We start from the raw sequence: 20684 nt of genomic DNA, 5'->3' as shown, positions 1-20684 counted from the left end.
TTTCGTTCGGAATTGCTTAAAAAACAAAGAGTTAGAGTAGTCTGCCGTTTCCGTGAAACGGTGAACTGCTCTGACAAGGTGACCGGATTTGCCATTGAGCATGCGGTGCGATAGGTTATATTGCACTGCACAATGGAGATGCCGTTTATTGCACGCCCCTGTTCGCGGATATGCCGGCCGGCTTGCGGCCTGCCGGACTTGGGTCGCATCGACGGGACTCTGAGATGAAGATTCCAAAGTCCCTGCTGGTCGATCCCGAGAAGAACTCGGTCTATGGCGCGTTTGCCGTTGCCCTCTCGATCTGGGCGTTCTCCTATTCCGTTATTTTCGGCCAGGTGCTGGTCCTGGCCTACTACGCCGTCTGGCTTCCGCTCATTCTGGTCGACTACCGGCGCTTCCTGCGGCAGCTGTCCAGCGCGTGGCTGCCGCTGCTGTTCGCGGCCTATGTCTGCTTCTCCGTCTTCTGGTCGCAGGCACCCGGCATCACCGCCAGGACGGCGATCCAGTACCTTTCCCACATCGCCTGTGCCTATGTCGCTGCGCGCACCGTCAGCGTGCGGACCCTGACGCTGGGCGCGCTGATCGGGATATTCGTCGTCCTCCTCTATTCGCTCAAGGTCGGCGGCTATTCCGAGGACGTGCTTGATGGCACCTACAATTTCGTCGGCGCTTTTGCCTCCAAGAACCAGATCGGCTTTGTCGGCTCCCTCGGCATCTATTTCTCCGTGGTGTTCCTCGCTTTCCTGCGGCGTGGCCGGCTGAGCTTCATCCTGACCGTGCCCGTCGTGCTGTTGTCGGCCTATGTGCTGGTTGTCTCGCATTCCGCCACCTCGATGGCCTCGATACCGGCGGTCCTGGCGCTGATCGCGCTTCTTGCCATGACCAAGCTTTTGTCACGGCGCTATCGCCGGGTGATCTTCCTGGTCGGCGCCGGCCTGATTGTCGTGGTGGCCTTCGTTGCCCTCAATCTTGGGCTCATGGACTTCGTGCTTGGCCTTTTCGGCAAGGATTCGACGCTCACCGGGCGGACCTATCTGTGGGAGCAGGGTTGGAACGCCGCGCAGCGCTCGCCGATCCTCGGCGTCGGTTATGCCGCCTATTGGGTGCAGGGTTTTGCCGAGGCCGAGCGGCTGTGGAACGAATTCTACATCACCACCCGCACAGGCTTCCATTTCCACAACACCTATGTCGAGGCGCTTGTCGAGCTCGGCTTCACCGGAGCGGCGATGGTATCGCTGATCATGCTGCGCACGCTTTACGGCCACGTCTCGACGGTGATCTTCAAGGCATGGCAGTCGGAATCGGTGATTCTCTTCGGCGTGATGGTGCTGCTGCTTATCCGCTCCTTCGTCGAGGTCGAGATCCTCAACCCGTACATCATGGGCTCCTTCCTGATGTATTTCAGCTACTTCAAGCTGGCCCGGCTGCCGGTCACCCGCACGCGGTGGTCGCCGGCTTTCGAGCCGGCGGATGCGGCACGGGGCGAGCCAGCTTGGCCCCGCAATGTCGGTCGTCCAGCCGCCGACGCATCGTGAGCTGGAGCAATTCCAGGAAAAGTGTAAGCGGTCCCGGGAAAGGCGCGTAGCGCTTTCCCTTGGGAATTGCGTTAAGACAAAGAGATAGAGCGGTTCGCCGTTTCCGTGAAACGGTGAAGCGCTCCAGTCGTTTGGCGGCGCGAAAACCGCACCAATAAAAGCCTCCACCAGGTCGGCCTGGCGGAGGTGGGAATTCCCTGAATAATGGATCGAAGTGCGGGATCGCGCCGAAGTCCCGATGCCTTACTGGCTGGCCAGCGGCGCCAGCTTGACCTTGATCACATCGCCGGGCAGCACCAGCGTGTCTTCCTTGGCGGCGATTTCGCTGGTCTTGCCGTCGACATTGCGCACCAGCGAATAGAGCAGGGTAGGCTGCTGGTCGTTGGTGATGGCGGCCGTCGTCGCGGGATCGCTGGCTTGGGCTATCAGGCCTCTCTGCATATTCACCTTCAACGCGGCCTCGTTCAGGTCGGCTTCGGTCTGCTGCCGGTCGGCGGCGAGGCTCGAGCTCAACGTGTTCTGGGCATCGATGGCGTCCTGCGTCGCCTTGCTGATCGCCTGCTTGGCGGTGAGGATAGCCGTCTCATAGTCGAGGATCTTGCCCTGCAGGTCGGTAACGGACTGCTGCGAATCCAGAAGCCGCGCATTGGCGACCAGGCCCTTTTGCGCCAGCGGACCGATGCTGGCGAGCTGCTGCTGCGCCAGGTCGACCTGCTTCTGCTGGTTGACGATCTTCTTCTGCAGCGATTCGATTTCGGCCTGCAGGACACCCTTGAGATCGTCGAGCGCCTCGAGCTTCAGCTTCAGCGCCTTCTGGTCCGCGGTCAGGATCGTCATCTCGTCATTGACGATGGTCGGCAGCCTTGGGTCGCCCTCGACCTCCTTCGGCGCTTCGAAGCTCGTCTTCCCGGCCAGATCGGCATCGATACGGGCACGCCTGACGAGCAGCCGCACGCGCTGGTCGTCGGAAATATCGAAATTGCCCTTGGCGGTGACCAGATCCTTGCCGAGCTGGGGGCCGTAGTCGGTGTTGCGCCTGATGCCGCCGGCGACGCTGAGCGCTTTCAGCACCGTAAGATCGGGCACATAGGGGAACTGGCCGGGATTTTGTACTTCGCCCGAGATGTAGAATGGCCGGAACTGCGCCATTTCAACCGAGGCTTCGGGCTTGTCCGACAAAGCGAGCTTGTGCTGCAGCGCCTCGCCGATCGCCGCCGCGACTTCCGCCGTGGTCTTGCCGGCCGCCGGCAGTTCGCCGACGAAAGGCACCGACAGTGTTCCGCCTGGTCCGACCGTGTATTCGCCGTTCACCGCCGACCAGTCGCGGAACGTGCCTTCCACGGTCTGCCATTCGGCGATGCGGATGGTGAGCTTGTCCTGCGAGCCGAGATGGTATTCCTCGGCTGCCGCGATTCGGGGAAGAAAAGCGAGCGATGCCGCAAGGCATGTGGCCATGAGCCGAGAGCGGCCGGAAAAGCGGCCGCTGCCAAAGGCTTCGAACATGTCTGTTTTCAACTGAACGTTCCGATCCGTTTTAGCCCCATCGCCCGATGAGCTTGCCGCCGGATGCCTGGTGCCGGCGGCCGGTCAGTAAGAGCCGCGTGACATCCAGACGGCCGGCACGGTTTTGATGATGATGCGCACGTCGCCGAACAGCGACCAGTTCTCGACATAGTGGCGGTCGAAGGCGACGCGGCTGTCGTAGGAGACGTCGTTGCGGCCGCTGACCTGCCACAGGCCGGTCAGGCCGGGCCGCGATTTCAGATAGTACACCGCGGCACTGCCGTAGATTTCCAACTCGTCACGCACCACGGGGCGAGGCCCGACAAGGCTCATGTCGCCCTGCAGGATGTTGATGATCTGCGGCAGTTCATCAAGGCTGAGCTTCCGCAACACTGCTCCGACGCGGGTGACGCGCGGATCGTTCTTCAGCTTGCGGGTCGCCATCCACTCCGCATTGGCATCCGGATTGGTGGCGAGATACGCGGTCAGCACCTTGTCGCCGTCCGGGACCATGGTGCGGAATTTCAGGCACGGAAAAATCCGTCCACCGCGCCCGATTCGCCGATGGCCATAGAAAATCGATCCACCGTCGGAAAACTTGACGAGCAGCGCAATCATCACGAACAGCGGGCTGAGAGCGATCAGACCGACCAGCGAACCGGCGATATCGAAGCTGCGCTTGATGAGGCCGCCGATCGGCGGCGGAAAATCGGTGTCAGCCTGCGAAAAGCCCGCCGTGGCCGACTTGGCAATATCCCTCATGCGGAAACTCCATGCGTTGAACGAATGGTTCACCACACGATATCAAAAAAATGTTGCAGCGCAACACACAATTTCCCGGCCCATTGAAATAGTCACGTCATGAATTGACTAAATAATAAGCTAGCAATGCACATTTTTCGGGATATTTAGCACAATTGTGACAATAAATGGGCAAACGGAAAAAAATACGGACCTTTTTGGGGCGATTTTTGGGCAGGGCGTACTCGTCCGCTCGAGGCGACACATATTAGTGCTTTAGAAAGGTGCGAGGCTAACGACTATTAACATAAAATACTACTTAATATTATGGATTGTACTGAAAAAGCTCGTCGAGTGAAATGCCGTCGTGTGCGTTGCAGCATGAAAGAGTCGATCGCGTAAGCTCAATCAAAAATATGTGCGGTTGCCCTTGCCGCCTCCTGCCCGCCTTAATAGAATTGCAAATTATACCTGTCACAGTGGCGACAGGTTGAAAGGCCGGAAGCAACCGGCCGAGAGCGGGTGATTTTAACAAGCCCGCATGACAAGGGACGGCGCTCGGGTGGGGCAATTATTGGATATGACCCGAGCCGGTTTATGGGCTGTTGGGTAATGTCGCTTCCAAAATTCATCGTTGGGATGCTTTTCGCTCTTGCGATTGTCGTCGCCTGGTCCTGGCTTGGCGGCGCCTCGCTGGGCACGACGCTGCTGCGCCTCGTCATCTGCGCGGCGGTTATCCAGGCCGGCTATTTCGTCCTCGTCTATGCAATGATCGCCAGGAGCGCACCGACGCATGCGGACAGGCTACGTGAAGCCGAAAGAAAGCTGAGCTCGCCCGAAGTGCCCGAAGGCGAGAAGCTGGGCAGCGCCCGGCGCAGCCTGCATTAGGCAGTTCGGATATTCAGGTGATACCGGCCTGACCTGAATTCTCAACACCCCGATCGAGCCTCAGGCCACATTGGCGGGTTCGGTTTCCGACTGTTCCCCCGACAGCATCCTGGACAGCCGGCTCGCCGGCTTCGCCTTCAACCGCTGATACTGTCCGACCTCCACCACACGGCCGTCTTCCATCGCCACCACCCAGTCGGCGAAGGCGATCATCGATGGCCGGTGCGCTATCGTCAGGATGGTCATTGCGCCGCGCAATCCATCGATCGACCTGGCGATCAGCGCCTGGTTCTGCCAATCGAGCGCGCTGGTCGCCTCGTCGAGAATGAGCAGCGACGGCTTGCGCAGCAGCGCGCGCGCCAATGCAATGCGCTGGCGCTCGCCACCTGAGAGGCGCGCGCCACGGTCGCCGACCACGGTATCGAGCCGCTGGTCGAGCTGTTCGACGAATTCGCTCGCATGTGCGGCGCGCAGCGCGGTCCATAACGCGTCGTCGCTGGCCTGTGGCGCGGCAAGTCGCAGGTTCGCCGCGATCGTGTCATGCAGCAGGAACACGTCTTGCGGCACATAGGCCACCTGGTCGCGCCAGCGCCGGCGATTGCCGGCATTGATCTCGACACCGTCGACCAGGATCTTGCCGGTGGTCGGCTCGAGCAGGCCAAGCAGCATGTCGGCGATCGTGCTCTTGCCTGATCCCGAAGGTCCGATCAGGGCGGTGACCTTGCCGGCCGGAAGCCCGAAGGTGATGTCGCTCACCACCGCCTTGCCGGCGCCGTCGTCGTAGCTGAAGGAGACGCCGCGAATGTTCAGCCCGGTATCGAGCGACAGCTTTTCGGCATTGTCGAATTCGGCATGGCCCGGCTCGCGCTCCGCGTCGAAGCGCGCCTGCAGGCTGCGCATGGCCATATAGGCGGGCAGGTTGATCAGCACCTGCTGGGCTTGCGTCTGCATGTCCATGAAGCGGGGCGCGATACGCATGAAAACCAGGAGCAGCACGACAATCTCGGCCAGCGACAGGTTGAAGCGGACCAGCGCCACGTAGATGAACAGGCTGAGGCCCACGACGCTCGCCACCTGGAACACGGCGGTACCGATCGAGCTGTTGCGTACATAGTCGATGTTGTCGGCCTTCATCCTTTCCAGGGTTGCCTGCAACTGCTCGAAATAGCTGGCCTCGACATTCAGGCTCTTGGCCACCTTGATGCCGCCGAGGAATTCCGAGACTGTCCGGTATTGATCCTGGCGATTGCTGGTCAGGACACGCCCGAAGGCTGTGGCGCGCGAGCGAAACGGCTGCAGCGCTATGAACATCACGATGCCGATGACGATCGCAAACGCCGTCATGATCGGCGAGATGAACATGGAGATCACGAGATAGCCCACCAAAAGCACCGCGATCTGCACCAGCATCAGCAGCGAGAAGGCGGCGCCCTGGACGCGATCGATGTCGCCGGTCAGGGCATGGTCGAGGTCTGAGCTGCGCATGCGCGAGAACACGCCCCAGCGGGCCTTGCCGATGCTCTCGAACAGGTTCATGCGCAGGCGGTTGATGAAATCGAACAGAAGCCTGGCCATGTAGACCGACTTGAAGCGGTTGAATGCTGCCTGCACGGCAACGAGCCCGACCAGCGCGCACAGCACCGTCGTCAGCTGCAACGTTCCGTCCGGCACCAGCCAGCGCACGAAATCGTTGTTCGGCAACCGCACCGCGAAATCCTGGTCGGCGCGCCCGACCAGGTGAAGCAGCGGCACAAGCAGCAGGATTGAGATGCCCTCCGTCAGGCTGCCGAGGATGAGGAACAGCAGCGCCGTCCAGGTCCGCCGCCCGCCGATCTGGGCAATGACGGCGCCGAACGCAGCGACATCACGAAACAGCGACAGGCGAAGGATCGAGGACTTCGACATGATTGCCCTCACCGCTGCCGACAGCCGGCCGCCGGCTCCCCGGCGGCTAAATTGCCAACTGCAAGGTCGGCTTCGATCAGCTCCACCGCCTCGCCTATCCTGTCGAGGCCGGTCGGAACTTCCAGTCGGAACACGCCGACATGGTTAGCGATTGCTGAACATTGGCGAAAATGCAGCGCCGCGAAATCGCCGGCCAGCGCCGCGCGGCCGAACCGCGTCACATAGGAGAATTTGATGATGGCCGGCAGGGCAGCGATACCGGGCAAGGGCGTGATCTCGGCCTCTTGGCCTCGCTCGAGCACATAGATCCTGGTCGCCGGCACCGTGCCGCCGGAGAAGGCGCCGTGCAGGCGATGTTGCATCTTCTCGATCGCCGGATGCACTTGCGGCCGCACCTCCGCCTGGCCAAGCGAAATCGCGGCCGCGGCATCTGCGGCAAGCTTGATCTGGGGAAAGCCCGGAACGATCATCGGCGCGACGGGGTTGGCCAGGTCCAGCGCCACGACATCATCGGTAAGCAAATCATGCCCGGCTCGGATCAGCGCGCTTGCCGTCGTCGACTTGCCGGCGCCCTTGTCGCCCATGAAGATGGCGCCCCTGCCGGCCACCGCGATGGCGCTGGCATGCAGGACGAGCAGGCCGCGCTGGTGCAGCAACAATGCCATCACCGGCCCGAGCAGCGGGAAGGCAAGCAGCGCGTCGTCGACGCCGGGCGCCGGCTCGATATCGATGCGGCTGAAATCGCTGATCAGGAAGGCGCCGACGGCATGCCATGCCAGATATTGCTGGTCCGGCTCGAAGCGGAAGATTGTCGCGGTCTCGGACGAAGGCTTCGGCATGTCGATCGTGCCGATGGCGATCAGGATATCCGGCGTCGCCGGCTCCGCCGGCTGCAGTTCGGGCAACGCCACGTCGGATGCGACGGTCAGACCATAGGCCCGGTAGTAACGCCGCTTCCTCGTCATCCCATCACGGGAAGGACGATCACCAAGGTAGGTGGCGAACGGCTGGTTACGAGGCATCATGCGGGGCTCCCGCTGTGCTGGACCTGCCGCAGCCAGAGTGACAGCGAGGCCGAACGCCACACATACTGGACATCGAGAGGGGTTGCCTGATCGGGCTGGCGCAGCAGCCGACCATATGCGGCGCTCACCTGTGGCAGGTTGACATAGGGCGCGATGCGCCCGGCATCCGAGACCAGCAATTGCTCCAGCAGGTCGCGGTGGTTGCGCACCATGCCATTGACCAGATTGGCGGTGAAATCGATCTTGTCGCGCCGCCACTGGACCGCCGCCGGCAGGATGCCCTCCATCGCCCGGCGCAACACGTAGCGGCCAAAGCCGTGGCTGAGTTTCTCCTCGCCCGGCAGCGCCAGGCAGAATTCGACCAGCGGCTTGTCCCAGAAGGGATACCGTGGCTCGACGCCGAAATTGGCAGCCGCCTTGTCGAGCACCTCGAAGGAGTGCGGCACATAGCCGTTCAACAGGATCCAGCGATGGCTCAAGGCGTCGCTGGCCTGGACGCCCGGCGGCATGTATCCGGCCCGGCGGAAACGGTCGATGATCTCGGTGCGCCTGGCCAGGTCCGGATTGATCAGGTCGCGCCAGCTGCGGCCGCGCTGTATCCGCGTGGGCTTGCGTATCCGGTTCAGCGCCCGGTTCGCCAGCTGTCTCAGCCTGGCGATCCGCCATGCCGGCCCATAAAGCGTCAGGAACTGGAAATAGAGGGCGAGCGTGCTGTCGCCATAGGTGTTGGAGGCGCTGCGGACCTCGCGCCAAAGGTCCAGCCACCTGCCGCCATTGGCAAGCTCGTGCAAATGGCCATGGCCCGGCGAAACGACCTCGTCGCCGCCATGGCCGTCGAGCAGCACCTTGATGCCCTTGGCGCCCGCGGTCCTGTAGATGCCGCGGGTCAGCGTCAGCCCGGGCGCCAGGAAAGTGCCTTCCTGCTCCTCCAGCACCCGCTCGAATTCGGCGAAGGGTGCATAATTGCCGACAGGGATCAGCGTCGGATCGGTTTTCTGCTGATCCAATACCGCATCGATGAAGAACCGCTCATCCATCGACGAGCCCTTCTCGAAAATCAGCGAGAAGGTCGGCAGCCTGGGTTTCCGCTCGGCGGCATTCTGCAGGCCGGCGACACAGGCGATCGAGGAGGAGTCGAGGCCGCCACTCAGCATCGCGCCGATCGACTGACTGCCGCGCATCCGGTTGCGCACCGATTGCGCGAACAGATGGCTGAATTCCTCCGCCGCATCCGATCGCAGCGGCCGCGTCGATGGTTCGATCTGCCAATATCGGCGCAGCACCACCTGTTGTGCTGTGACGGTGAGGCTGTGACGCGCGGGCAGGCTGAAGATATCGCTGTAGGGGGTGGACTGCGGGTCGTCGGGAAGTCCGGCCAGGAATCCCGAAATGCGGTGTTCGCTGATGCGCGCATCGACCCCCTCGAGGCCAAGCATCGGCCCGATCTCGGAGGCAAAGGCAAAACGCCGGTCCGCGGCGTGGTAGTAGAACGGCTTGACCCCGAAATGGTCGCGCACGCAAAACAACAGCTGCCGCTCGGCATCCCAGATGGCAAAGGCGAAGTCGCCCTGCAGGTGGACGGGGCAGGATTCGCCCCAGCGCAGATAGGCCCGCATCAGCAATACTGCGTCAGCGACCGATCTGTCGCGGACACCCAGCCTGGCCATCAGCTCGTCGCGATTGTCCAGCCGGCAATCGGCGGTGATGGCGAGCTTGCCGCCGGCCATGGTCAGCGGACCCGGGGCGGCCTCGTCCGTGGTGTTGAGCCAGGCGTGGCCAAGCGCGATGCCGTTGTCCAGCCACCACGAGTTTCCGTCGGGGCCACGGTGGCGCATGCGTGCCAGCATCTGCTGGATGTCGGTCGCCGCGTCGGCCGGCGCGGATCCCCGGACCGCGAACGCTTGTCCCTGTCGCAGCAGGATTCCGGCCACGCCGCTCATCGGCTGCCGTGGTCGACCAGATGCGCGAAGCCGTCGACGGAGCCGCCAAGCACGACATGGTTGTCGCTGACCAGCCAGGCATGCGCCTTCAATTGCTCGCCCGTGCCGCGTTCGATGCCGATGCGGATGTTGGAGGCATTGCCCTGGCGTGCGAGAATGTACTGACCCGAGAGCGCCTGGGTGAGGCAAGTGGCGCGCGGCACGAACCGTGCAGCCGCGGCGACGCCCCAGGCGACGAGCCGGAGCTCGCCCATACTGGCGCACTGGCGCGCGTTGAGCCGGGTCACCATGCCGCGAACACGGTTGTAGGAGAGCAGTGTCAGCCCCAGCCGGACGGCCGCGACCACCAGCAGGCAGTGGCAGAGGAAAAGGGCTTCAGAGCCGCTCAGCGACAGAATCCTGGCCAAACTCCACCGGCCGGGCCGCCGGGTCGTCGGCTTGGGTCTTTGTTCCATCGCAGGTCTTTGCCGCGGGATCATGGCCTTTTGCGCAGCCTGCCTAGACGAGTGCCTCATGCTGCACCCTCGCAAGCCCGTTTTCGGCGAGGCCGTGCAGCAATGCGTCGACGTCGGCCTTGCAGCGCTCGGCGTCTACATTGTAGCGCGCAAGCACGGCGCCGCGGATATCGGCGATCGACTTCGGCTCCTGGATCAGCTCCCAGATGAACGCGCCGACGCCGTTGAGGCTGTAATAGATATTGGATTTGAGATTGAGAAGCGCGAGGCCTTCGCCAAATTCGCAAGCCACGGCATCCCCGGTCGCACTTACGCTATCGTGCTCGGATGGGTTCCAGTTCATGCCAAAACCTCGTTGCAACACACGGTCCACGCGTCGTCGGTTCAAGAGGGAAAGTCGGGGATTTTCATCCCCGGCTCCATTTATGGTCTTGGATCCCGGAAGCCCAACGTCACTCCCCCGGAATCAGGTTGGTCTCAGGAGAACGTCAGGTCGCCAATTGGGGTGTGCGCGGGAAACGACGCGTCGATTGCCGTGCTGCCACCACCGCCCTGGGTGATGGTTTCAATGGAACCATGTACCGTCAGGCTTGGCGTTTCGTACTCGTGCTTTTCAACATTCTGTTCCATTTTACTCTCCAAAATGAGGACTGGAAACGGCCTGTCGAGTGCCGTCAGCACTTTCATGCTGCGGTGCAATAGCTGCATGGCAGCATTTATGAGTCAAGCCTGATTTACCTCTGGTTAATCAATTAAAGGTTGAGGGCGTCACCATGTGTGTGCGGGCTGCTCAAAATTCCGCCGCTTTTGAACTGAAGCTCGAACCATCTGACTTCGGCGATGTCGATTCTTTAAGCAGTTGATTTTATTTGCATAAAAAGTTCGTAGTGCTGATGCTTTTTTAGGCGTCCCTAAAAAAGATGGATTTCTGTTAGCCGACCCGCGGTGATGATCGGCCGAAACGCCTCGATGGCGGTTGCAATTCCAACCGTATATCTCACGGTCTTCGGAAGGCTCGGCAACCGCTCTGGTTGCAAAATTTCGCACTGCGAAAGGAAAGACTTTACGTCGCCGAGGTTTTTGAGGATGCTTTGCTTCGCACCTGCAGCATACGCGTCGCGCAAACCGCGTTTTGGAGACCATGCGCTCGATGGCCTTGCCGGAAAGTTCCTATGAACGACTGCGCGCCGCCGACTGCGCCGACGAGATTGCCTATGTGCGGGCCTGCCTGCGGTTGTATTTCTCGGGGGCGGCGGCCTCGACCGGCGATCTATCGCGACCGGGCCTTTCCGATGCTGCCGTCGCCGACATCGCCAGGCTGAACAAGGTCGCCACCTTCGTTCTGAAGGCGCTGTCGCGCGCCCCGGCGGGCGACAGGCCGGCTGAGCTTTTCCGATGGCTCGATACCTATCGCCGGCAGACGGTTTCGATGAACGCCGCCTGCCTCATGGATTCGATGGCGATCCACCAGGCACTGCGCGACAGGCAGATCGATTTCGTCTTTCTGAAGGGTCCGTTTCAGCAGCATCTGCTCTACGACGACCATTTCATGAAGCCATCGGGCGATGTCGATATCCTGGTTTCGCCTGCAGGGTTCTCGAGGGCGCGCGACGCGCTGCGTTCGATCGGCTACGAGGTATCAGGCAAGTCGCGCTCCGTCTGGTGGGTTCGCTTCCTTGGCGAACAGCACATGATTCGTGGAAGCGGGCCGAAATCCTCCACGGTCGACCTTCACTATCGGCTCCAGCAGCCCGGCTCGCCCAGCCCACGCGATGCCGACGGGTTCCTGCGGCGCAAACGGCTGGTCGAGATCACCGGCACCGGAGTGCCGTTCACGTCGGTCGCCGACACGCTGATGCTGTCCTGCATCAGCGTTGCCAAGGCCTTGTTCAACCGCGAACCCTGCGCGGGCTATGTCTGCGATATCAGGGCCAGCGCCAATCGTCTCGACGAGGCCGATCAGCGCCGTGTTCTCGATGCGGCGGTGAGCCAGGGGCTGGACGATACGCTGTTGCTCGGCCTGCGTGCCGCCGACGTGCTGTTGGGCGGCACCGACACGCTCTTGTCGGAGCGGGCCAAGCCGATCCTTTCGCGCATCGGCAACGAGGATCTGCTCAACATGGTCATCGCGCCATGGCTGTCGTCACTGCGATGGCCGCAGCGGCGAACCGTTTTGTGGGAATTGTGCGGCCGGGCTCCCGTCCGCTATCTGGCAGAAGCCGGCTGGGCGGCATCGGCGGATATCAGCCGCCGCATCTTCGAAAGGCCGGCCAGTCCGTGATGGCGGTGGGCATCGAATACGTACAGGGCGAGGGCAGATCGAAACCTGTGCAAGAGGCAAAACCCATGTCGATGACGAAATCCGAGGTTTGCGTGATCATCGCGGCCAAAAACGCGGCACGCACGATCGCGGTAGCCATCGCATCCGCGTTGCGCGAACCGGAAGTGACGGAGGTCGTCGTCGTCGATGACGGCTCCACCGACAACACCGCCGAGGTTGCCCGCTCGGCCGACGACGGCAGCGGCCGGCTTGCGGTGATGCGCCTCGATGTCAATCGCGGCCCGTCCTTCGCCCGCAATGCCGCGATCGCCGGCTCGAAGGCGCCGTTCATCAGCATTCTGGATGCCGACGACTTCTTCCTCGAGGGCCGGTTCCGCAACCTGTTTGCCGGCGCCGATTGGGATTTCGCGGCCGACAACATCATGTTGATCAGGGACGACGCGACCAGCGACGCGACGAAAATCGTCGCCCCGGATTTTGCCGCCGAGCCGGAATTCCTCGACTTCGAGCGCTTCGTAGAAGGCAACATCTCCAGGCGCCGCGTGCAAAGAGGCGAGCTTGGCTTTCTGAAGCCCGTGATCAGCCGCGCCTTCCTCGACCGGCACCGATTGCGCTATGATGAGAGCCTGCGGCTGGGCGAGGATTACGAACTCTACGCCCGCGCGGTCGCCCACGGGGCGCGGTTCAAGGTCATCCGCTCCTGCGGCTACGGCGCCATCGTGCGCGCCGATTCGCTGAGCGGCCGCCACAAGACGCAGGACCTGAAGCGATTGGCCGACGCGGATCTGGCGCTGCTGGCGATCGACAGCTTGCCGGAAGGCTCCAAGGCGGTGCTGCGGCGGCATGAGCGGCACGTGCGCGACAAATACCGGCTCCGCAACTTCCTCGACGTGAAGGCCGAGCGCGGGCTGGCTTCGGCCGCGGCCTACGCCTTATCAAGTCAATCCAACCTGGTCCCCATCGTCCAGGGCGTGGCGTCCGACAAGCTCGAGGCGCTGTTTCGCCGCGTTGGCCTTGCGTCCGGGCAAAGGCATGTGCCGCCGTTGCGTTTCCTGATGGCCGGGACCAGCGCGGGCAAGGAACGGTAAGGCGCTGGGAATGCTCGGTTTATCCCGCCGACAACACGTCACCGCGCAAACCATTTCCACCGGATTTATGAGTTTACGAATTGGGTGGTTGCCTCACGGCTCCGACGATGGCAGTCTATGTTGCGGTGCAGCAAATTAAACGACCAACCGAACTGGCCCCCGATCGGATTGGTCTGAAGTCTCTCCCGTCAGTGGAGTGGACAATGCGGTACGAGTTGTTCGGCCCCCGGTTGCGGGGGATTGGCCAGTAGCCCGGCACGCAAGCCGGCGATGACAGGAATTTAAGCCATGGCCTCGATATTCGGCTTCAGATCAAGGGATCCTGCCCGCGACCGGCAGGCCGACGTCTCGCGCCTCGACCGGCTGGCGAAACTCTTCGAGCAGATTGCAGCCGAGATCGAAGCCGAGAAAACCGGCCTGGAGAGCCGCTACCGCAAGACGGCCACCAATGCGGCCTTTCTTGTCGAAGCCATGGAAAACGGCTCTGCCTCGCGCAGGCGCTCATCCGAAGTCACCGCGCTGACGGAGTCGATCCTGAATTGCGAGCGTCGCATCGCGGCATTGTCGCGCCAGAACGGCATGATGAGGGAGCTCCGTCATTCGCTGGATATGGTCTTCGACGAGGGTGGGGCGTCCGATTCTGCCGCCGCGGTCGATTTCGCCAGGCCCGCTGGCGCCGGCCGAGCGTGATCGTGAAGGCGCGGGACCGCCGCAAGGATGCGGTGCAAGACAGGAGAGGGATTTCGGGAGGGTCAAGGAGGAGGTCAAGGTTGGCCCGTTTGGAAGCGGTTCAAACGTCGACTTTGGGTTGGGGACACACAGCACAAAGGTGAGTTTGGTATGAATTCGGGTTCGAAATCCACATCCACGACTGCAATTGACGCATCGCCCTTCGCGCACCAGGCCCGGCGGACCGGCCTGTGGCTGCTGGGTCCGGCCGGGGCGCTGCTGTTGGCCGCTCTTGCCAGTTTCCCGGCAGTTCCCGCCCATGCACAGAATATCGAGACGGCCCCCTCTTTCGTCGACGATTTCACAAGTTTCAACCGTGAACGCTGGTACGTTTCCGACGGCTGGACGAACGGCAGTCACCAGAATTGCACCTGGTCGAAGGGGCAGATCAGTCTGTCCGATAGCGTATTGTCACTAGGGTTCGAGAAGCAGAAGACGAAGGATCGCGAATTCGCCTGCGGCGAGATCCAGACCAAGCAGCGCTTCGGCTACGGCACCTACGAGGCGCGGATGAAGACCGATACCGGTCCCGGCCTGAACGCGGCTTTCTTTTCGTATATCGGCCCGTCCGACAAGCAGCCTTGGGACGAGATCGACTTCGAGATCCTGACCAAGGACACATCCAAGGTGCAGGTCAACGCCTATATCGACGGCAAGGGCAAGAACGAGAAGCTGGTCGAGGTGCCCGGCGGCACCGACAAGGCCTTCAACGACTACGCCTTCGTCTGGGAGAAGGACAGTTTGCGCTGGTACGTGAACGGCCAGCTGGTGAACACCATCACCGATCCGGCGAAGCTGCCCAGCCATGCGCAGAAGATTTTCTTCAGTTTTTGGGGCAGCGACACGATGAACGGCTGGATGGGTGCGTTCGCGGATCCGGGCCGCAAGCTCTCGCTGCAGGTCGAACGCGTCGCCTTCACCGCGCTCGGCGAACCCTGTCAATTTCCTGAATCGCTCGTATGCACTATAAAACAGTTGGGAACGTCGAATTGAACCGGCCGGACCCAAAGCGGTTCGCGGCCCTGGACAGGAACGAAATCGAATGAACTTGACGGTGTTTGGAATTGGCTATGTCGGCCTCGTGCAGGCGGCGGTGCTTGCCGAGGTCGGCCACCAGGTTGTTTGCGTCGACATCGACGCAAACAAGGTGGAACGGCTCAACCAGGGCTTCGTCCCGATCTTCGAGCCGGGCCTCGAAAGCATCGTCAGGGAGAATCACGCCGCCGGCCGCATCAAGTTCACCACCGATGCCGCCGCCGCCGTCAGGCATGGGGAAATCCAGATGATCGCGGTCGGCACGCCGCCCGGCGAGGACGGTTCGGCCGACCTGAAATATGTGCTGGCGGTCGCCGAGACCATCGGCCGCGAGATGGAGACCGCCAAGATCATCGTCGGCAAGTCGACCGTGCCGGTCGGCACCTGCGAAAAGGTGAAGGCCAGGATCGCCGAAACACTGAAGACGAGAGGGCGCGAGGACCTGAGCTTCGACGTCGCCTCCAATCCCGAATTCCTCAAGGAAGGCTCGGCCGTCTCCGACTGCATGAAGCCCGACCGCATCATCGTCGGCACGTCCAGCGAGGACACCGAGGCGGTGATGCGCGAGCTCTACGCGCCGTTCAACCGCAACCACGAGAAGATGATCGTGATGGACGTGCGCAGCGCCGAGTTCACGAAATACGCCGCCAACTGCATGCTGGCGACCAAGATCAGCTTCATGAACGAGATGGCCAATCTGGCCGAGCAGCTCGGCGCCGACATCGAGGAGGTGCGCAAGGGCATCGGCAGCGACCCGCGCATCGGCTATCACTTCATCTATCCGGGCCTCGGCTATGGCGGCTCGTGCTTCCCCAAGGACGTCCGCGCCCTGATCAAGACCGCCGAAGGCGTCAAATTCGACGCCAAGCTGCTGCGTGCCGTCGAGGAACGCAACAACGACCAGAAATCCGTCCTGTTCGACAAGGTGAACCGCTACTTCAAGGGCGATCTCGCCGGCAAGACCTTCGCGCTGTGGGGCCTGGCCTTCAAGCCCAACACCGACGACATGCGCGAGGCGCCGGCGCGCGTCCTGATGGAGGCGCTGTGGAAGGCCGGCGCGACCGTGCAGGCCTATGATCCCGAGGCGATGCAGGAATGCCAGGCCATCTACGGGCTGCGCGACGACCTGATGCTGTGCGGCACCAAGGAAGCGGCACTGCGCGGCGCCGACGCGCTGCTCATCGCCACCGAATGGAAGAGCTTCCGCGCGCCGTCCTTCGACGCGCTCAAGGACGCGCTGACCACACCGGTCATCTTCGACGGGCGCAACCTCTATGACCCCAAGGTCGTGGCGCGCCATGGCATCGAATATCACTCGATCGGCAGAATGGCGGCATGAGGCTGGAATGGTGAGACTGGTCTCGGACATGAAGAACGGTCGCAAGGACCCGATGGGTGCGTATTTCTGTGCGGAGTTGTAGCTGATGGTGCTGGACGTAAAGCCCGAGCAAATCACCAGGGATCATTTCGATCTTGTCGCAATCGGTTCCGGCTTCGGTTCGGCCTTCTTCCTGCACGAGTTCGCCAGGCGGCGTAAGGCGCGCATCCTGGTGCTGGAGTGGGGCCGCCACAATACGCATGAATGGCAGCTCGACCAGGACGCCAACACCGACATCGACGACGAGACGACCTACAAGACCGACAATTCCGACAAGCCGTGGAATTATACGATCGGGCTGGGCGGCGGGACCAACTGCTGGTTCGCGCAGACGCCACGGTTCCATCCCAATGATTTCAGGCTGAAAAGCACCTACGGCATCGGCAATGACTGGCCGATCAGCTATGACGATGTCGAGCCATTCTACTGCGATGCCGAAGAGATCATGTCGATCTCGGGCGACCCCGACATGGCGGCGATGTTGCCGCGTTCAAAACCGTTTCCGCAACCGCCGCATCGCATGTCGACGCCGGACAAGATGATGAAGGCGGCCCAGCCCGACGAGCACTTCGTCATGCCGACGGCCCGTGCCCGGGTCCCGACCTCGCAACGCACCTCGTGCTGTGCCAATCTGCGCTGCTGGCTGTGCCCGGTCGACGCGAAATTCACCGCCAACAACGGCCTGATGCACGTCTTCGAGCATCCCGACGTTTCGGTCTGCCTCGGTGCGGAAGTGCGGCGGCTCGATCATGTCGGCGGTACGGTCCGTTCGGTCACCTTCGTCCATGACGGCAAGCAATATCAGGTCAGTGGCGACCTCTTCATTCTCGGCGCCAATGCCATCCAGAGCGCCGCGATCATGCTGCGTTCCGGCCTGGGCGATCAATTCGTCGGGCGTGGCCTGCATGAATCCTATGGCTGGAATTTCGAGGTCTATCTCGACGGCGTCGACAATTTCGACGGCAGCACAATTACCACCGGCCTGAATTTCGGCCTCTATGACGGTCCGCACCGGTCCGAGCACGCGGCAGCCCTGGTCTATTTCGAGAACCGCTGGCAGCACGGGATGCGTGCCGAGAAGGGCCGTCTGCGCCAGACGCTGCCGCTGGTCGTGGTCACTGAGAACCTGCTCGATGACGAGAATTTCGTCACCCTCGACGAGGACGACAATGCCTTTGTCTCCTTCAAGGCGCCGTCGGACTACGCGGTCAAGGGCATGGCCAGGGCACTGGATAAATTGCCCGGGCTGCTCGCCCCGCTGCCGGTCGAAAGGCTTTTCGACCGCGGCATCCGGCCAACCGAATCGCATGTGCAGGGCACGCTCAGGATGGGCACCGGCCCCGCCGATTCGGTCATCGACAGCGACATGATCCATCACCGGTTGAGAAACCTGGTTGTCGTCGGCACCAGCACCTACCCAAGCTGCTCCTGCGCCAACCCGAGCCTGACCGCGGCAGCGTTGTCGCTGCGCGCGGCGAGCCGGATCGCATGAAAGGAGCGGGCCGATGATCGAAGTCACACGGCGCTCGGCACTGGCCATCCTGGCGGGAGGCGTTGCGTCGACAGGCGTTGCCTACGCGGCCGTCTCCTCGTTTTCGGACGAGGATCTGGTTCGGGTCACGCTGGAAAAATATCTCGGCAGGCTGAACATGCGCATCGAGCATCTGCAGCAGTTCGTGCTGGAGTTCCGCAACCGGAATCCCTGGATATTCCCGAGCGAGAAGCTGGGTGATGCCGTCACCTTGCTTGAAAAGACGAAGCTCGGCCAGGCGCGCGGGTTGCTGCCGCAGCGCAAGCGGCGCGATCTCAGGCATTTCGATCGCTGGCTCGTTGCCGAATTCCACATGCTGACGGACTATGCCGGGCGCAGTTCGCCTGACGATCCGATCCGGTTCACCGGATGGCACTCATGCACCAACCCGTTCGCGACGCTTGATCCGCCACAGAGTGCCTGAGGCGGCTTTCGACGCGGCCCTCGATCGGGCCGCAAGAATGAAACGCGAAAAGACCAGGAGCCAGGATCATGAAAGTTCTTTTTGCAGGCGGCAACGGCTACCCGCCGGAATTCAGCGGCGGCGTCCAGTCGAGCACGCATCATCTGGCCGAACAACTGATCGAGCATGGGCATGAGGCCGCGGTGCTTGCCGCCCTGTTCGGCGACGGCGTCTTCGGCCTCAAGGCGCGCGCCAAGATGAAGCTTTTGCGCCAGCCCGCGGTCGTCGATAGTTTTCCCGGCTACCCGGTGATCCGGGCGTGGTTCCCCTGGGAGGCGGCGGGCTTTGCCGTCAACCGCGTGAAGCCGGATGTGGCGGTGGTCCAGTGCCACAAGTCGGTTCCGCTCGGCAAGGCGCTGCAGGCCGAGGGCGTGCCGCTGGTCGTGTATCTGCGCAACGTCGAGTTTCATGAACTGGCCGGCGACCTGCGCGAATTGCGCTCGGCACTCTACATCGCCAATTCCGAATTCACCGCGCGCACCTACAGCAGGGAGTTCGGCATCGAGGCGACGGTGATCCCGCCGACCATCAACCCGACGCATTACAGCACGCCGACCACGGGCCAGTTTGTCACGCTGATCAATCCCTATGAGGAAAAGGGTTTCGAGTTGGCGGTACGGATTGCCGGTGCTTGCCCGGAAATCCCGTTCCTGTTCGTTGAAAGCTGGAAGCTGGAGGACGATCACCGCGCGCGCATCGAAGAGACGATCGCACCGCTTGGCAATGTCACGCTGGAAAGCCGCACCAGCGACATGAAGACGGTCTATGGCCGCACCAGGATCCTGCTTGCGCCCAGCAAATGGGAAGAGGCCTGGGGGCGCGTCGCGTCGGAGGCCCATTGCAGCGGAATCCCCGTCATTGGCTCGCGGCGCGGCGGCCTGCCCGAAGCGATCGGCCCGGGCGGCGCGGTGCTGGATTACGACGCTCCGCTCGCCGACTGGGTCGCGGCCGTCAGGCGGTTGTGGAACGACAGCAAGGAATATGATCGCGTCTCGGGCCTCGCGCGCGGTTTCGCGGCGCGCCCCGAGCTCGATCCGGACCGCCAGTTCGTCACCTTCTTCTCCATCCTGGACAGGGCGGTGCGGCAGCGCGCCCGCCAGGCGGCGTAGCCATGGCGGGTGGCGAGCTGCTCCACGGCAGCCGCCACGGTGCTGATCAGGCCGGGCGCTTGACCCGGCTTTTCAGCGTCTCGTAGCCGCGGGCGCCAAGCAGGGCGCGAACAAGGGCCTTGGCGGCGCCCTTGCGGCCTTCCTGCGAGTTGATCTGCCGCAGCCTCGCCGGCAGGTTGCGCGCTGCCTGGCCGAGCGCCGGCAGCGACAGCGCGTCGGGAACGCTGACCATGTGCGTTTCGACGCACAGTACCGGCTTGCCCGACAGTTCGGTGATCTTCAACGCCTGCGCATGCTCGCTTTCGATGAACAGGATGGCGTCGGATTTGCGGTAGAAATCAGCCTTGAAACTGCCATGCGCGCCAAGCCGCTGGCGCTCCGCCTTGCTCGGCAGGTCGAGCATGATCAGTTGGTCGTACTGGATACCGTTCCTTGCGAGCCATGCCTCGGTCAGCGCGCGGTATTTCTCCAGCCGGCTGGTGACCAGCCAGCCGATCCTGTGGGTCGGGGCATGAAGAGGGCGCGCTTCGCTGAGGAATTTTTCATAGGCTGGGCCGTCGTCGTTTTCCGCTTCGGTCGGGTCGAGGCACAGCACCCCGTCTATGTCGACACAGCATTGCGCCAGGAATTTGTGATGCATGAAATTCCATTGGAACATGCGTGGATGCGGCACGACCTCGAAGACGACGTCGGTTTCGGCATGCCGAGGCTGCAGGCCGAACACGGCGGCAAAGGTGAAGTCGGCTTCGATGCCGGCAGCCTGGATGCGGGCGCGGGCGTCGCGCATGGCATTGCCGCCCGCCACACTGTCGTCGATCACCAGCACCTTGCGCATCTCGGAGACCTTGCGGTCGAGTGCGGCGCGGCGCTTGGTGATGCCTGAGGTGTAAACACGGCCTTCCAGGAAGCTGTCCAGGTCGGTCATCGGAATGTTCGCCGCAAGGCTCACCAGCGTCGCCGCCAGCACGCCGCTTCTGGGAACGCCGACCACGAGGTCGATGTCACGCGGCAGCCGGTGAAGGTTGCTGACGATGGTGTCGTTCATGTCGGATATCGACCGGTAGTGCATGGATCGGAC

The 20684-nt window shown here is 62.4% G+C and carries 19 protein-coding genes; 10 read left to right on the top strand and 9 right to left on the bottom strand.

Features of this window, described 5'->3' with window-relative positions; genetic code table 11:
• The first annotated feature begins 224 nt into the window (after positions 1 to 224).
• A complete protein-coding gene (locus FJ977_RS07390; protein WP_140770023.1) occupies positions 225 to 1535 on the top strand; it encodes an O-antigen ligase in 1311 nt (436 codons plus the stop codon).
• A gap of 243 nt (positions 1536 to 1778) precedes the next feature.
• Here FJ977_RS07390 and FJ977_RS07385 read toward each other — a convergent pair whose 3' ends face one another.
• Positions 1779 to 3038 carry a polysaccharide biosynthesis/export family protein gene (locus tag FJ977_RS07385; RefSeq protein ID WP_181179696.1) on the bottom strand — a complete coding sequence of 420 codons (1260 nt, stop codon included), beginning with the start codon at positions 3036 to 3038 and terminating at the stop codon, positions 1779 to 1781.
• A gap of 84 nt (positions 3039 to 3122) precedes the next feature.
• Positions 3123 to 3800, bottom strand: a complete 678-nt coding sequence (locus FJ977_RS07380) for a sugar transferase (RefSeq protein ID WP_140770020.1) — start codon at positions 3798 to 3800, stop codon at positions 3123 to 3125.
• A 591-nt stretch (positions 3801 to 4391) separates the two neighbouring features.
• On the opposite strand from FJ977_RS07380, the gene FJ977_RS07375 reads away from it, so the two are divergent.
• Complete coding sequence (locus tag FJ977_RS07375; RefSeq protein WP_140770019.1) at positions 4392 to 4667, top strand: exopolysaccharide production repressor exox; 276 nt, start codon at positions 4392 to 4394, stop codon at positions 4665 to 4667.
• A 60-nt stretch (positions 4668 to 4727) separates the two neighbouring features.
• On the opposite strand, the gene FJ977_RS07370 is transcribed toward FJ977_RS07375, so the two are convergent.
• The 6 genes from FJ977_RS07370 to FJ977_RS07345 all read right to left on the bottom strand — a co-directional run bounded on the left by FJ977_RS07370 (position 4728) and on the right by FJ977_RS07345 (position 10622).
• The gene (locus FJ977_RS07370) at positions 4728 to 6572 is read right to left on the bottom strand and encodes an ABC transporter ATP-binding protein (protein WP_140770017.1); all 1845 of its coding nucleotides are present in this window, start codon (positions 6570 to 6572) and stop codon (positions 4728 to 4730) included.
• A gap of 8 nt (positions 6573 to 6580) precedes the next feature.
• A complete protein-coding gene (locus FJ977_RS07365; RefSeq protein WP_140770016.1) occupies positions 6581 to 7597 on the bottom strand; it encodes a serine kinase in 1017 nt (338 codons plus the stop codon).
• A complete protein-coding gene (locus tag FJ977_RS07360) occupies positions 7594 to 9537 on the bottom strand; it encodes a lasso peptide isopeptide bond-forming cyclase (RefSeq protein WP_140770014.1) in 1944 nt (647 codons plus the stop codon). Before FJ977_RS07360 ends, FJ977_RS07365 begins: the two co-directional genes overlap by 4 nt.
• Complete coding sequence (locus FJ977_RS07355; protein WP_246682847.1) at positions 9534 to 9992, bottom strand: lasso peptide biosynthesis B2 protein; 459 nt, start codon at positions 9990 to 9992, stop codon at positions 9534 to 9536. Before FJ977_RS07355 ends, FJ977_RS07360 begins: the two co-directional genes overlap by 4 nt.
• 43 nt (positions 9993 to 10035) lie before the next feature.
• Complete coding sequence (locus FJ977_RS07350; protein WP_140770011.1) at positions 10036 to 10335, bottom strand: PqqD family protein; 300 nt, start codon at positions 10333 to 10335, stop codon at positions 10036 to 10038.
• A 134-nt stretch (positions 10336 to 10469) separates the two neighbouring features.
• The gene (locus FJ977_RS07345) at positions 10470 to 10622 is read right to left on the bottom strand and encodes a lasso peptide (protein ID WP_010913078.1); all 153 of its coding nucleotides are present in this window, start codon (positions 10620 to 10622) and stop codon (positions 10470 to 10472) included.
• A gap of 520 nt (positions 10623 to 11142) precedes the next feature.
• Here FJ977_RS07345 and FJ977_RS07340 point away from each other — a divergent pair.
• The 8 genes from FJ977_RS07340 to FJ977_RS07305 all read left to right on the top strand — a co-directional run bounded on the left by FJ977_RS07340 (position 11143) and on the right by FJ977_RS07305 (position 19606).
• Entirely contained in the window at positions 11143 to 12273 is a 1131-nt protein-coding gene (locus tag FJ977_RS07340) for a nucleotidyltransferase family protein (protein WP_140770009.1), read from the top strand.
• A gap of 65 nt (positions 12274 to 12338) precedes the next feature.
• Positions 12339 to 13361 carry a glycosyltransferase family 2 protein gene (locus FJ977_RS07335; protein ID WP_140770007.1) on the top strand — a complete coding sequence of 341 codons (1023 nt, stop codon included), beginning with the start codon at positions 12339 to 12341 and terminating at the stop codon, positions 13359 to 13361.
• Between the two features lie 288 nt (positions 13362 to 13649).
• The gene (locus tag FJ977_RS07330; protein WP_140770005.1) at positions 13650 to 14051 is read left to right on the top strand and encodes a hypothetical protein; all 402 of its coding nucleotides are present in this window, start codon (positions 13650 to 13652) and stop codon (positions 14049 to 14051) included.
• Positions 14052 to 14201: 150 nt separating this feature from the next.
• Positions 14202 to 15083: a family 16 glycosylhydrolase gene (locus FJ977_RS07325; RefSeq protein WP_140771335.1), complete on the top strand. Its 882-nt coding sequence runs from the start codon at positions 14202 to 14204 to the stop codon at positions 15081 to 15083.
• 49 nt (positions 15084 to 15132) lie between these two features.
• Entirely contained in the window at positions 15133 to 16464 is a 1332-nt protein-coding gene (locus FJ977_RS07320; RefSeq protein ID WP_140770003.1) for a UDP-glucose/GDP-mannose dehydrogenase family protein, read from the top strand.
• Positions 16465 to 16549: 85 nt separating this feature from the next.
• Complete coding sequence (locus FJ977_RS07315; RefSeq protein ID WP_140770001.1) at positions 16550 to 17995, top strand: GMC family oxidoreductase; 1446 nt, start codon at positions 16550 to 16552, stop codon at positions 17993 to 17995.
• Between the two features lie 13 nt (positions 17996 to 18008).
• Entirely contained in the window at positions 18009 to 18458 is a 450-nt protein-coding gene (locus tag FJ977_RS07310; protein WP_140769999.1) for a hypothetical protein, read from the top strand.
• Positions 18459 to 18526: 68 nt separating this feature from the next.
• Positions 18527 to 19606, top strand: a complete 1080-nt coding sequence (locus tag FJ977_RS07305; RefSeq protein WP_140769998.1) for a glycosyltransferase — start codon at positions 18527 to 18529, stop codon at positions 19604 to 19606.
• A gap of 46 nt (positions 19607 to 19652) precedes the next feature.
• Here FJ977_RS07305 and FJ977_RS07300 read toward each other — a convergent pair whose 3' ends face one another.
• Complete coding sequence (locus FJ977_RS07300) at positions 19653 to 20675, bottom strand: phosphoribosyltransferase family protein (RefSeq protein ID WP_140769997.1); 1023 nt, start codon at positions 20673 to 20675, stop codon at positions 19653 to 19655.
• Positions 20676 to 20684: the final 9 nt, after the last annotated feature.

This window comes from Mesorhizobium sp. B2-1-3A, from assembly GCF_006442655.1.
Classification (GTDB): Bacteria; Pseudomonadota; Alphaproteobacteria; order Rhizobiales; family Rhizobiaceae; genus Mesorhizobium.
The sequence above is the reverse complement of the archived record's forward strand: the minus strand, read 5'-3'. Positions and strand labels throughout refer to the sequence as shown.